The sequence below is a fragment of the Nonomuraea solani genome, assembly GCF_900108335.1.
Taxonomy (GTDB): Bacteria; Actinomycetota; Actinomycetes; order Streptosporangiales; family Streptosporangiaceae; genus Nonomuraea; species Nonomuraea solani.
This window is the reverse complement of sequence record NZ_FNVT01000014.1, coordinates 252172-265497: the sequence shown is the minus strand read 5'-3', so window position 1 is coordinate 265497 and position 13326 is coordinate 252172. Positions and strand designations below refer to the sequence as shown.

Genomic DNA, 13326 nt, shown 5'->3' with positions numbered 1-13326 from the left:
GGTCCCCCAGTGGCAGACCTCAGGGGCAGACCTCAGCGGCAGACCTCGCGGAACGGAAGACCCGGGACGTACGCCGCCCATTCCCGCGGGGTGAGGGCGCGGGCCGCCTGGGCGCAGGCGAGGGTGGTGGCGTCCTGGGTGAGGGCGGTCGTGTCCCATTCCCACACGGCGTAGGAGTCGCCCGTGACCTGGACGAGGTCGGCCGCCACGGCCACCAGCCGGGCGCCCGCGAACGCCAGCGCGCCGACCGCGCCACCGTGCCCGGCCAGCGGCGGCCCCAGGGGGCGGCCGGTGGCGGTGTCCCACAGCCTGACCGTGCGGTCCCGGCTCGCGGTGGCCACCACACCGCCGTCCGGGCCGAACGCCACGGCCTGGACCGGGCCCGTGTGGCCGGTCAGGGGGACGGCGTGCGGGCGCGCCGCCGCCGCGTCCCACAGGCGGGCGGAGCGGTCGCCGGATCCCGACACCAGCAGGTTCCCGGCGAAGGCCAGGGACGTGATCCGGCCGGTGTGACCGCGCAGCACACCACGCCGCCGCCCGGTCGCCACGTCCCACACGACCACCGAACCATCGGCAGCCCCGGCCGCGAGCAGCGCCCCGTCTGGGCTGAAGGCCGCCACCTCGGCCGCGTGCCCTGTCAGCGGCGGCCCTTTGGCCTTGCCATCGGGAAGCGTCCAGAGCCGGACTGCCTTGTCGGGGCCGGTCGTGGCCAGCAGGGTGGCGTCGTGGTTGTAGGCCAGGGGACGGCCCCGGACGGTGGCGGGGCCGTTCAGGATGGTGGTGTTACCGTCGCCGGAGGCGGCCAGGGAGCGGCCGTCGGGGCTGACGGCCAGGCCGTCCACGGGGGCGTCGCGCCGGATCGGCACGCGTTCGCCGAGCCAATGTCCCGACCGCACGTCCCACGACCACAGGCGGCCGACGCCGGGACGGCCGGTGTCGTACGGCTGGACCACGAGCCGGGAGGCGTCGGCGCTCAGCACGGCCTGGCTGGTGTCGGGCCGCTCGTACCAGCGGGCGGGCCTCGGACGGTCGGCCGGGACCTCGCCCACTCCGTCGGGGCCCGGCAGGGTGAGCCGGTGGCGGATGCCCCTCGGGACCTGCCAGAGCCGTACGGTCGTGTCCGCGCTCGCGCTGGCCAGCACGGCGCCGTCGGGGCTGAACGCGACCGCGCCGGCCACCTGGGTGTGCCCGGTGAGCGGCTCGCCGAGGGGCCGGCCGGTGCGGACGTCCCAGAGCCTGATCGTGCGGTCCTGGCTCGCGGTGGCCAGCACCTCGCCGTCCGGGCTGAAGGCCGCCGAGGTGACGAGCCCGGTGTGGCCGGTGAGCGGGCGGCGCGCCGGCCGCCGGGTGGCGACGTCCCAGAGCTGGACGCGCTCGCTGCCCGTGGTGCCCGCGATGAGGGTGCCGTCGGGGCTGAACGCGAGCGCGGCGGCCTTCTCACCGGGCTCCGGCGCGACGGTCCCGGCGGCCGGTCGCAGGGGGTCGCCGGTCAGGCGTCCCGTGGCCACCTCGAACGTACGGATCGGGCCCCCGGGGTAGGCGGCCGCGATGAACGCGCCGTCCGGGCTGAACGCGACGGGGCCCGGATCCCCTTCCGAAGAGCGCAGGGTGGCCAGCGGCGCGCCGGAGACGGTGTCCCACAACCGGGACTCACCCCCGGCCGTGACCAACAACCTCCCGTCGGGACTGAACGCCGTCCACCGCCGGGCCGAGGCCGTGCGTTCGCCCTCGGTCCACTGCCGCCGCGTGGCCGTGTCCCAGACGCGCACCCGCCCGTCGGCGCCGGCCACGGCCAGGTGCCGGCCGTCCCGGCTGTAGGCCACCGCTCCCCCACCGGTCCGCTCGCCGTCCACCGGCCATTTGACGGGTGCGAGCCGGGTCAGGTCCCACATGCGCAGCGGCTCGCCGTCGCCGCTCGCGACGAGGTGCGCGCCGTCGGGGCTGAAGGCGACGGAGTGCGCCTCACCGGAGAAGCCGCCCAGCACCGCGAGCTGCGGCCGGGCGGTGGCCGCCCGGACGGCGGCCCGGGTCTCGGCCGCGTGCCGGTCCATGCCGTCGGGGGAGATCCGGGCGGCGGCGACCGCCAGCAGCCTGGCCAATCGCGGTTCTGCGACGGCCAGCGTCTCGCTCCTGGCGATGAGCTCGCGGCCGAGGGCGAGGTCGCGTTCGGCCGTGGCGCGGTCGCGTTCGGCGTACGCGTTCCTGATCACCAGGCCCGCCGCGGCGGCGAGGAGTAACACCACCAGCGCGGTGACGACGATGGACCGGCGGCGGATCGGCGCGGGTCTCATCGGTTGGAGAATGAGTGGGCTGTGCGGGCCACGGGCGCGCTCCTCGGCCTTGGCCAGCAGGTCGCCGCGCGCGGACTCGTTCGGCGCGACCAGGTGCAGCAGCAGCTCACGAGCCCCCGGCGGCTTCTCCGACAACGCCGCCGCCACCAGCGACCGCAACCCCGGGGGCAGGTCCTCATTCGCGCCGGCCTCGTGCGCGCCCGTGGCGGCGAACCGGACGAGCGCGCCCCAGGCGCGGACGTCACCCGCCTGATCGTGGTCGAGCGGCCCGGCGGGCTGGGCGACGTCGATGACCCGGGGCCCGTCCAGGCCGAGCAGCACCTTTCGGGGGCCGAGCGCGCCGTGGACGATCCCGGCCTCGTGCAGCGCGGTCAGGGCGGTGGCGGTGCCGGCCGCGAGCCGGTGCAGGTCATCGCCGGTCAGCGGGCCGTACGCGGCCACCACCGCCCCCAGCGACGGCCCGTCCACGTACTCGGTGACCACGTACGGCCGCCCGTCGTGCACACCGCAGGCCAGCACGCGGGCCGTACAGGGGAAGGACGAACCGGCCACCCCGGACCGGGGCGGGTCGCGCAGCAGCTTGATCACGACCCGGCCGCCGGACGAGTCGCGGCCCTCGAACACGTCGGAGCCGAGCCGCCCCTCCAGCCGGTAGTCCCCGACCCGGGCGGGATCCTGCGCGGCGAGCGGAAGGCGGGCCATCGCGGACCTCCGCGAGCGACAGCGAATGACAGCGGCTACGCCGTCACGGTAGACGAGACACGACCGCGTGCCTGTGCCCCTGACGTCTCGATTCCGTTCTCTCCGGGGATTACCGATAGGTTCGCCCGATGACGGAAACAGCACCCGACGTCATCGGCGAGGCCCTGCTGCGGGCGTTCGCGGATCGGGGATACGACGCCAGGCTGCCCGAGTTCACGACCGTCAGCGTCAGGCTGCCGGACGGTTCCACCGCCACGGCGGACATCACCGCGTGGCGCGAGCACGCCGGCCGCGGCGGCCCCGACGTGCTGCCCAGGGCCGCCGCCGACTACGCCGACCAGGCCGCCAGGGCGTTCGAGCGCAGCGCCGGCCAGGTCCAGGCGGACACCTCGGCGAACCTGCGGGTCCGCCTCTACACCGACGACGCCCTCGGCGGCATGCGCGACGCGCTGGTGACCCGCCCGCTCGCCCCCGGGCTGGTCGAGACCGTGGTCGTCGACTACCCCGACTCGATCATGCCCCTGGAGCGGGCCCGGCTCGGCGGCCTGAGCGAGGACGAGGTCTTCGGCACCGCGCTGGCCCAGTCGCTCGAAGAGCAGCACTACACGAGCACCGACACCGTCCAGGGCGTGCCGGTGACGCACGTGGGCGGTGAGCACCTGTTCGTCGGCGCGCACGCGCACGTGCTGCGCCGCCACGCCGAGCGGGCGCCGTACGGAGCGCTCGTCTCCTTCCCCCTCCCCGAGTACGTGCTGGTCCACGTGATCGGCGACGTGCACCTGTTCGCCGCGATGGAGACCGTGCAGGACCTCTCCCAGCGGCTCTTCGACTCAGGCGAGAAGGCGCTCAGCCCGCAGGTCTACTGGTGGCGGCCCGGCCCCTACGAGGAGCTGCCCGAGGCGGCGGCCCTGCGCGGCGGCCAGGTCCCCGACCTGCGCCCGGTCGGCATCAAGGTCGACCACCAGGAGAAGAGCGTCGCCTTCCAGACCACCGACACCGACCGGCTCGCCGAGCTCTGGCTGAACGACCACGCCTGACCCCGTCAGAGGGCCAGCACGGTCACCGAGCGCGGCGCGATCTCCCACGTGCCGCCGCTCGCCTCGACCCGCCCCAGATCCCGCACGCCGACCGCGTCCGGCTCGCCGAGCGTGTTGACCACGTTCAGGTCCGCGCTGATCGTGCGCACGTGGGCCGCGCCGGGCCCGGCGGCGCCGTCGAGCACGAGCCGCAGTCGCACGCTGTCGTCGCGGTGCCGGTTGACGACCGCGATCCGCACCGAGCCGTCGTCGGCGCGGGTGGCGGACACGTCGAGGTAGGGCACGGTCATGGGCGCGGTGAGGAGGTGCCCGTCCGGGCCGCGGTTGTCGCCGAGCCGGACCGAGGTGGTGCGGGCCGGGCCGTCCACCTCGCACGGCAGCACGGTGCGGCCGGTGTGGTGCCGATAGAGGTGCCACACGTGGTAGATGGCCGACCGCAGCGCGCCGCCGGGGCGGGCGACGACCAGGCCGTTGGCGTTGACCAGGTTGACCGGGTTGGCCATGGTGACGGGCGCGGGCAGGCCCGCGGTGCGGTGGACGGCGTGGAACACCCCGGCGCAGAAGACCACATCGGCGATCGACCTCGGGCTCCAGCGGTTCACCCGGACCCGGCCCGGCTCGTCCACGGCGGTGGTCTCGCGCGGGGCGACGCCGCCGTCGTCGCCGGCCAGCGGCTGGGGCCAGGACTCCGGTTCGAGGTGGCGCATCGTCCACTCGTCGAGGGCGAGCGCGGGCGGCCGGTCGAGGCCGGTCTCGGCGGCGATCTCGGTGACGAGCCGGGAGTAGGTGTGGATCTCGCGTTCGAAGTAGAGGGACTGGGCGACGGTGGCGTCGTAGTCGTCGCCGGTCCACAGGTGGGTGCTCGCCCCGTACAGGTGCAGGGACAACTGGTCGAGCATGCCGCCCGCGCGTGCCAGGAGCGGGCGCGTCCACTCCTCCTGCTTCCAGGGGATGCCGACGCCGATCAGCCGGATGCCGGGGTCGGCCAGGCGCATGAACTGGGCGTGCTCGCGGGCCGCGGCGGCGTACTCGTCCGCGCTCCGGTAGCCCATCTGCCAGGGGCCGTAGACCTCGTTGCCGACGCCCCAGTAGCGCACCTTCCACGGCTCGGCCCGCCCGTTAGCGGCGCGGCGGGAGGTGAGGGTGGTGTCCCTGGCGGAGTTGGTGTACTCGATCCAGCGCACCGCCTCGTCCACGTCGCGCGCCGAATGCACCAGGTACGGCTCCGCCCCCACCGCCTCGCACCAGGCCAGGAACTCGTCGGTGCCGAAGCGGTTGGTCTCCAGCCCGCCCCAGGCCGGTTCGAGCCGGCTCGGCCGCCCGTCGCGCGGGCCGATGCCGTCCTCCCAGTGGTAGGCGGAGGTGAAGTTGCCGCCGGGCCAGCGGATGGGTCCCGGCCCCAGCTCGCGGCAGAGCTCCAGCACGTCGGCGCGCACGCCGTTCAGGAGGCCGGGGTCCGTGACCGACAGGGGTGAGCCCTCGTCGAACACCCCGCCCTCGATGTTGCCGAAGAAGGCGGACTCCAGGAAGTGCCCGTAGACGTCGTCGTCGATCCGGCCCACCGGGCGGTGGGTGTCGACCGTGACGAGCGCCTCACGGCTGGGGCTGGACATGTCGGAGAACTCCGTTCCTTTCACTGCTTCACCGCTCCCGCGATGCTGTCGACGAACTTGCGCTGGAGGGCGACGAAGACGGCGATGACGGGGATCAGCGAGATCACCGCCGCCGCGGCCATGCCCGCCCAGTCGGTGCCCCGCTCCCCCACGAACACCGTCATGCCCACCGCGAGCGTGCGCAGATCGGGCTCGCTGAGCGTGAACACCAGCGGGAGCAGGTAGACGTTCCAGGCGAACAGGTACGTGAGGATGACCACCGTGGCGGTGATCGGCCAGGCGAGCGGCAGCATCACCCGGAAGAAGACCGTGAAGTGCCCGGCGCCGTCCAGGCGGGCGGTCTCCTCGAGTTCCTTCGGCAGGCGCCGGAAGTAGCCCGCGTACAGCAGGGTCGAGGCGATCTGCCCGCCCGCGCCCAGCCCGAGGATCACCCCGGCGTGCGTGTTGAGCAGCCTGAGCTGGTCGGTGAGCTGGGTGATCGGGATGATCGTGTAGCCCTCCGGCAGGAAGAACGTGACCAGGAAGAGGCCGATGAGCAGCTTCTTGCCGGCGAAGTCGTAGCGGCCGAGCACGTACCCGGCGAGGGCGCTGCGCACCACGACGAGCAGCACGGTCCCGACGGTGATGATCAGGGTGTTGACGAAGTAGCTGCCGAAGCCGACCTCCGTCCAGGCGCGGCTGTAGTTCTCCCAGACCGGCTCCTCCGGCAGCAGGCCGAGCCCGCTGCCGAAGATGTCGGGCGAGGTCTTCAGCGACGCCGAGATCAGCCAGAGGAACGGATAGACCCACAGCCCGCCGAGCACCGCCAGCAGGACGACGGTCACCACCCGCCCGATGCCGGGGCGCCTCACGACGTCCCCATCCGGCTCCGGGCCCAGCGCATGCCGAGGGCCTGGGCGACGGCGAAGAGCACGGTCAGCACCCCGAACAGCACCGCCGCCGCCGAGGCGTAGCCCAGTTGGGGGATGTTGGCCTGGAAGGCCGTACGGAAGATGAAGATCTCGATCACCTCGGAGGAGAAGGACGGGCCACCGCCGGTGAGGGTCTGCATCAGGTCGAAGACGTTGAACGCCGCCACGGTGTCGATCAGCGTGATGATCACGAGGAACGGCACCAGCAGCGGCATCGTCACGTGCCGGAACTCCGCCCACGCGCCGGCGCCGTCGATCATGGCGGCCTCGTGCACGCCCTGCGGGATCGTCTGCAGCGCGGCCAGCCAGTAGATCAGGGTGATGCCCAGCCACTTCCACACCCAGACGGCGATGCCGGCGTACAGGGAGGTGCCCGCGTTGGCGGCGAAGTTGGCGGGCGAGTCGATCAGCCCCGACCAGACCAGGGCCACGCTCACCGGGCCGCTCGCGTCGAGCAGCAGGGTGAACACGACGCCGACGATGGCGCCCGTGGTGACGACCGGCAGGAAGAACAGCGTGCGGAAGAAGCCCTTGAACGGCGTCTTCTTGCTGTTCAGCACGATCGCCAGCAGGAGCGCCAGCCCGACCCGCAGGGGTACGGCGATCACGAGGAACACGATCGAGTTCCAGAAGGCGTTCCAGAACAGGTCGTCCTCGATCAGGCGGGCGAAGTTGTCGAAGCCGACGAAGGTGCCGGCGGTCGCGAAGCCCGGCCAGTCCAGGAACGCGAACCACCAGGAGGCCAGCAGGGGGTAGATGGTGTAGGCGCCGTATCCGAGGAAGGTCGGGAGCAGGAAGAGGTAGATCCACCAGTCCCGCCGCAGGCGCCGCGCCAGTCCCGGCTCCCGGGCCGTTGTCGTAGATGTCATCGTGCTCCTGTCCGGCCGGGCTCAGCGCCCGGCGTAGGACTTCTGGTCGTAGTCCGCCTCGCGGTCCCAGTTGGCGAACACCCAGGCGTTGAGGTCGACCTCGGCGCCCTTCTCGCGGACGGCCTTGACGGCGCGCTCGCGCTCGGCGCTCAACTGGTCCTTGAAGCGGCGCAACTGGCCGCCGACGTCGGTGGAGGCGCCGGTCAGCACCGACTGGACGATGTCGCCGAGGTTGGGGTGGATGTCGCGCATCTCGGCCAGCGCCTGCCACACGCCCGGCGTGCCGGCCTCGGGGATCGGGCCGATCCTGACGTCGTCCTGGAAGTTGGCGACGCACTTCTTGTACGTGGGATGCGCGTCCGACCGCTCGACGGCCTCGGCCAGCGCGGGCGGCTGGTCCATGGCGGCGGCCAGCTTGGCCTGGAACTCCTTGGTCGTCATCCGCAGCAGGACCTCGGCGGCCGTTTTGGCCTTCTTCGACTGGTTCGACACCCAGAAGGTGCCGGCCATCGGCGCGTTGTAGATGAAGTTCCTGGTCGTCTCGGGGCACGGGATGTGCCAGGTGCCGACTCCGCGCTCGACCGCCTCGGGCTCGTCCACGCGCAGGCCGCCGATGAACCAGGCGCCCCACAGGTAGACGGCCGCCTGCCCGGCCGCCCAGCGGGCGCGGGCGTCGCGGGGGCCCATCGACGCGGACGCCGGGTGCACGACCTTGTCCTTCTGCAGCGAGGCGAGGAACTCGATGGCGTCGATGTAGGGCTGGGAGTCGTAGACGTACTCGCCGGTCGCCCAGTCGACGGCGCCGGGGCCCGGCGCGCCGGCGCTCATGGCCAGCCGGTGCACGAGCGCGCTCAGGTACTCCGTGTCCTTGGTCGGCACCACCATGCCGTACACGTCGCCGTCGGTGCCCTTGGTGACGCGGCGGGCGATCTCGCGGAGTTTGTCCCAGGTGCCCGGCTCTTCCTCCGGGTCGACGCCGGCCTCCTTGAGCAGCGCGGTGTTGAACCACGGCACCGCGTCGTGCCAGCGGCCGGAGAACGGCGCGAAGGAGTAGATCTCGCCGTTGAAGCGGTGGACGCCGTCGTACAGTTGCCCGCCGACCGGGCTGCCCGCGAAGCCGGCGAGCTTGCCGATGGGCTGGAACCAGCCCTCGCTCACCAGCGCGGCCGGTGAGACGCCGCCCAGGCCCGCGAGCGAGTGCACGTCGGGCATCTGGTTGCTGCGCCTGGCGACCTGCAGGGCCTGGCCCAGGTCGGGCCCGTCCATCTGGCGTCGCTCGATGGTGACGCCCGGGGTGGCCTGCATGTACGGGGCGAACAGGTCGTTCTGCAACATCTTGGTCAGCGGGCGGAACTGGTCCCACCACTGCAGCGCGCCACCGCTGCCGCCGCTCTTCTGGCTGAGTTGCCCGCCACCGGTGCACCCGGTGAGCGCGGCGGCCAGGAGGGCTCCCGTGCCACCGAGAAGGCGGCGCCGGCTTATCTGGTTCGAATCATGCCGCCACATGGCGACTCCTCTATGTCGTCGACTCGGTCAGCGACCAGTCCGCCCGGCCTCTGGATCGCAGCGGCCCCCGTGGGGTGGATCTATGTTTGCGCTAACCTAGGGCCGTTGTTCATCATCGTCAAGGATGTGACCGGGTACAACCTGGGACTTCGGATGTTCGCGTGAACACCTCGGCCCGGCTCCGTGCGAGGATTTCCGGCACCCGATGTAGCCTGTCGGCGGCACCTCGAGGGGCCGGCCGCCAGGGATTCCGCCCGTGGCAGCCGCCTCTCGCGCTGCCCCGACGAAGGGAGACGGCCCGGCGTGGTGCGATCACCGGGGACGAGGGCGTCCGCAGGGCCCTCCATGGCCGACGTCGCCGAGCTCGCCGGCGTCTCGGGCCAGACCGTGTCGCGGGTCGTCAACGGCAACGACCGCGTGACCGCCGCGACGCGGCTCAAGGTCGAGACCGCCATGAGGCAGCTCGGCTACCGCGCCAACATCGCCGCCCGCGCGCTGGCCACCGGCCGGTTCGGGACGATCGGCGTGGTCATGTTCAACCTCAGCGCCGTGCTCAACGTGCGCATCGTCGAGGCCGTGGTGGCCGGGGCGCAGGCGCGCGGCTACTCGGTCAGCCTGGCCGTGGTCGACGGGCCGACCGAGAAGGAGGTGCACGCCGCCGTACGCGGTCTCACCGACCGGGCGGTCGACGGGGTGATCGTCATCGAGGCCCGGGTGCTCGACACCCCGCACCTGCGGCTTCCCGACGAGGTGCCGCTGGTCATCGCCGACAGCAGGGCGGCGCACAAGCATCCCACGTTCGGCACGGACGAGGCCGCCGGCGCGCGTGCCGCCGTGGACCACCTGCTCGGGCTGGGGCACGCCACCGTGCACCACGTCGCCGGGCCGGCCGGCTCCAACCCGGCGCAGCGGCGGCGGGCGGCGTGGCAGCGGCAGCTCAAGCGCTCGGGCCGCGTGGTGCCGCCGCCGGTCGTGGGCGACTGGTCGCCGCGCTCCGGCTACGAAGCGGGCCTCCGCCTGCTGACGGGCGGGAGGATGACGGGCGGTGGGGTGACGGCCGGTGGAGTGACGGCCGCCGGAGCGACCGCTGACGGCGTGACCGCCGAGGGGGTGACGGCCGTGTTCGCCGCCAACGATCAGATGGCCGTGGGCGTGCTGCGCGCGGCGGCCGAGCTCGGGCTCCGGGTGCCGGAGGACCTGAGCGTCGTCGGGTTCGACGACCTCGACTTCACGCCCTACCTCACCCCGCCGCTGACCACGGTCCGGCAGGACCTCGCGGCCGTGGGGCGACGCTGCGTGGACCACCTGATCACCCAGATCGAAGCGGGCGCGGCCGAGAGCGCCAGCAGGTTCGTCCGCCCGGAGCTGGTGACCCGGGCCTCCACCGCGCCACCCCGCTGACGCCGTGCCCCGCGCCATTGACAGGCCGATCAAGTTAGCGCAAACATGATGTTCCCGTTTGCTTTGGGAGGTCACCTGTGCCGCTCCGACTGCCGATCATCGCCCTGGCCACCGCCCTGACCCTTTCCGCCGGTTCAGGAGAGACCATGAAACCGGTCAAGCCGCTCGCGTACGGCGCCCTGGGCGCGAACTTCAACCAGAACCTCGACGCGCTGGACTACCGCGAACTGCGCGAGTCCGGAGCGCGGTGGGTGCGCGGGTTCTTCCCGATGCCCGCCACCGACCAGGGCGACCCGGCCGCGCACTTCGCGATCAAGACCATCACCGAGGCCGCCGGCCGTGGCCACGACACCATCCTCAGCCTGAAGTTCCCCTACGACCGGGCCTCGTTCCCGCAGCCCGGCAGCCCCGAGATGGCCGCCGAACTGGCCCGGCTCGACCGGGTGCTGCCGGCGGTCCTGGGCAAGGTGGACATCCTGACGATCGGCAACGAGCCGTTCATCGAGAGCCTGCCCGCCGAACGCGACACGCGGCTCAACGTCTTCTACGAGACGGTGGCCCGGCACGTGATCGACGTCCGGCGCGCGCGGTGCGGTGGAGACTGCGCGACGACCCTGTACATGGGCGCGCTCAACCGCCTCGACCTGGCCGACCGCCGCACCCCGGCGGCCGAGCGCTGGATGACCTTCGTCCGCGAGACGCCGGAGCTCGCGGGCGTGGACATCCACCCGCACGTCCCGGAGCCGGAGAACACCCAGGCGTTCCTGGACTACATCCTGCCGAGGATGCGCCCCGACCAGACGTACCTGGTCACCGAGTTCTCCCTCGTGTGGCACTGGAAGAAGCACCTGCGAGACCCGATCGCGCCCGCCTTCGCCCAGCGGTACGGCTTCGCCGCCGGCACCCAGGTGTGGCAGGTCATCAAGGCGGCCATCGACGCGCCGTTCCCCCAGCGGCAGTGGAACGACTTCCTGACGAGCAGCCCGTGGTTCATGGACCAGGCCGGCTTCCTGCGGGACCAGATGCGGCTGTACCGGGGCACGGGCCGGCTGGCGGTCGCCACGTACGCCTTCAAGCAGGACGACCTGATGACCACCGACTTCGGCCCGGCCAAGGATCCCTGGCTGCTGAACAGCGTCTACGTGCCGTACACGGTGCGGCCCCGGGGCAACGGCCTGTCGGCGCCGAGCCTCTGGCTCAAGGACTTCAAGGCGCTGCAGAAGAGCTGACCGCTCCCCAGGGCGGTTCACCCGTACCGGGGATGAGGGACTGCAGCGCCGCCAGGCCGCCGGAGTCCGCCGGCGAGGACGGCGCGGCCTCCGGCGGGGTGCCCCGGAAGGTGGTCGGCGCCATCCCGTAGATCGCGCGGAACCGGCGGGAGAAGTGGTACGCGTCCGCGAAACCGCACTGTACGGCGATCGCCCCCATGGACAGGTTGCTCTGCCACAGCAGCGGCTCGGCCCGGGTCAGCCGCAGCAGCTCGATCGCGGCGACCGGGCCGACGCCGAACCGGCGACGGAACAGGCGGGTCAGCGTGCTGGGCGAGACGCCGGCGGCGATGGCGAGCCGTCGCATCGGAATCGGCCGTGCCACCCCGTCGGACCAGAGCTCACGGACCAGGCGCATCATCGCGACCATCGGCTCCGGCAGGGGCTCTCGTGCCCGGCCGGGCGAGGCGGGAGCGGCCAGGAAGATCAGCACCAGCAGCCTGAGCGTTTCGCGGGCCTGGGTCTCCCACGCGGGCGGGCACTCACTACCCAGTTGAAGGAGATAGCGGCACAGAGCGCTCATCGGGTCGTGCCGGCCGTTCAGGTCCCGGACCAGTGGCCAGGCGGCCGGTGGGTGGCCGGTGAGCGTGAAGTGCACGTACGCGTGCCGGGTGCGGGTGCGGGGATCCCAGCGGAACGAGTCGCGCATCCCCGGCCGGATGAGCAGCAGTTTTCCCGGGACGAGCGGGAGCAGGACGTCGTCCCACCGCCAGGTGGCGCTGCCCCGCAGCAGCCAGACGAACTGGTACGACCTGGCCTCGCGCGGGCCGAAGGTCGAGCCCGGCGGGTAGTCCGCGACCGCGGGTCCGAGGCGGGGCAGCAGGTCGATGGAGGTCATTCGCCGGCCGTCACCTGTCGCAGCCGCCGTCCCTGTTCGGGCGGACGCGGGCCCGGCGCACCTGCCGCAGGCCCTTGTACGCGTACGGGTCGGCGCCGGCGACGAGGACGATGTCACGATGGTCCGCCTGCGCCATGGGCGTCCCCGCCGGCGGAGCGTCCCAGGGCAGCAGGGACTCCGCGCTCATGTAGTGGTTGACCAGGGCCCGCCGGTAGCCGTGGCGGGCGGTGTTGGGCAGCGACTTGTGCAGCAGGTAGCCGTTGAACACGACCGCGGAGCCGGCCGGGACCTCCACGGGCACCGCGCCGGAGTCGTCGAAGCCGTAGGACTGCACCGTACAGTCGTAGCGCGGGTCGTCGTGCTCGCGGTTCGGATACAGCACCCCCGGCCGGTGCGAGCCGGGCAGCACCCAGAGGCAGCCGTTCCCGACGGTGGCGTCGTCGAGCGCGAGCCAGACCGCCGTGAGCGAGCGGTCCCGGGTCGGGATGAACATCTCGTCCTGATGCCAGGCCTGGCCCGGCTCCCCTTCGGACTTGATGAACAACATCGACTGCATGGCCTTCACGTTCGGCCCGATGACCGTGGTGAGCGGGGAGACGATCGCCGGATGGCGCATCGCGGCGAGCATCAGGCCGGAGAGCTTGTGCGGGTAGTGGACGCAGAGGAAGCGGCGCAGCACGTCGTCGTCGGTGTCGGCGGGGCCCGCGGGGAGCGCTCCCTGGACGTCGCCGAGTTCGCCGCGGCAGATGCGCGCGCTCTCGACGAGCAGTTCGTCGACTTCGCCGGGGCTGAAGGCGTCGCGCAGGACAAGGAAGCCGTCGTGGTCGTACCTGCTCTTCAGTTCGGTGTTCTGCACCGCTCCATCCTCCGGGTCCGGGTCATGTCACGGC

The 13326-nt window shown here is 72.6% G+C and carries 10 protein-coding genes; 3 read left to right on the top strand and 7 right to left on the bottom strand.

The window, feature by feature from the left end:
• Positions 1 to 32: 32 nt before the first annotated feature.
• A complete protein-coding gene (locus tag C4V41_RS39675; RefSeq protein ID WP_103961142.1) occupies positions 33 to 2993 on the bottom strand; it encodes a WD40 repeat domain-containing serine/threonine-protein kinase in 2961 nt (986 codons plus the stop codon).
• A 128-nt stretch (positions 2994 to 3121) separates the two neighbouring features.
• Between C4V41_RS39675 and C4V41_RS62275 the strand changes: the two genes are divergently transcribed.
• Complete coding sequence (locus C4V41_RS62275) at positions 3122 to 4030, top strand: hypothetical protein (RefSeq protein ID WP_160150545.1); 909 nt, start codon at positions 3122 to 3124, stop codon at positions 4028 to 4030.
• A gap of 5 nt (positions 4031 to 4035) precedes the next feature.
• On the opposite strand, the gene C4V41_RS39665 is transcribed toward C4V41_RS62275, so the two are convergent.
• The 4 genes from C4V41_RS39665 to C4V41_RS39650 are packed head-to-tail and all read right to left on the bottom strand — an operon-like array spanning position 4036 to position 8929.
• Positions 4036 to 5643: an alpha-L-arabinofuranosidase C-terminal domain-containing protein gene (locus C4V41_RS39665; protein ID WP_103961141.1), complete on the bottom strand. Its 1608-nt coding sequence runs from the start codon at positions 5641 to 5643 to the stop codon at positions 4036 to 4038.
• A gap of 20 nt (positions 5644 to 5663) precedes the next feature.
• Positions 5664 to 6494: a carbohydrate ABC transporter permease gene (locus C4V41_RS39660; protein ID WP_103961140.1), complete on the bottom strand. Its 831-nt coding sequence runs from the start codon at positions 6492 to 6494 to the stop codon at positions 5664 to 5666.
• Entirely contained in the window at positions 6491 to 7423 is a 933-nt protein-coding gene (locus tag C4V41_RS39655) for a carbohydrate ABC transporter permease (RefSeq protein ID WP_103961139.1), read from the bottom strand. The genes C4V41_RS39660 and C4V41_RS39655 overlap by 4 nt, the downstream gene beginning before the upstream one ends.
• A 21-nt stretch (positions 7424 to 7444) precedes the next feature.
• Complete coding sequence (locus C4V41_RS39650) at positions 7445 to 8929, bottom strand: ABC transporter substrate-binding protein (protein WP_103961138.1); 1485 nt, start codon at positions 8927 to 8929, stop codon at positions 7445 to 7447.
• A 345-nt stretch (positions 8930 to 9274) separates the two neighbouring features.
• Here C4V41_RS39650 and C4V41_RS39645 point away from each other — a divergent pair, with 345 nt between their 5' ends.
• Entirely contained in the window at positions 9275 to 10330 is a 1056-nt protein-coding gene (locus C4V41_RS39645) for a LacI family DNA-binding transcriptional regulator (RefSeq protein WP_103961137.1), read from the top strand.
• 77 nt (positions 10331 to 10407) lie between these two features.
• A complete protein-coding gene (locus tag C4V41_RS39640) occupies positions 10408 to 11559 on the top strand; it encodes a hypothetical protein (protein ID WP_200824527.1) in 1152 nt (383 codons plus the stop codon).
• Here C4V41_RS39640 and C4V41_RS39635 read toward each other — a convergent pair.
• Together C4V41_RS39635 and C4V41_RS39630 are read right to left on the bottom strand one after the other, a co-directional pair.
• Positions 11537 to 12436 carry a helix-turn-helix transcriptional regulator gene (locus C4V41_RS39635; protein ID WP_103961136.1) on the bottom strand — a complete coding sequence of 300 codons (900 nt, stop codon included), beginning with the start codon at positions 12434 to 12436 and terminating at the stop codon, positions 11537 to 11539. The genes C4V41_RS39640 and C4V41_RS39635 overlap by 23 nt on opposite strands.
• A 10-nt stretch (positions 12437 to 12446) precedes the next feature.
• Positions 12447 to 13292 carry a phytanoyl-CoA dioxygenase family protein gene (locus C4V41_RS39630; protein ID WP_103961135.1) on the bottom strand — a complete coding sequence of 282 codons (846 nt, stop codon included), beginning with the start codon at positions 13290 to 13292 and terminating at the stop codon, positions 12447 to 12449.
• Between the last annotated feature and the right edge of the window lie 34 nt (positions 13293 to 13326).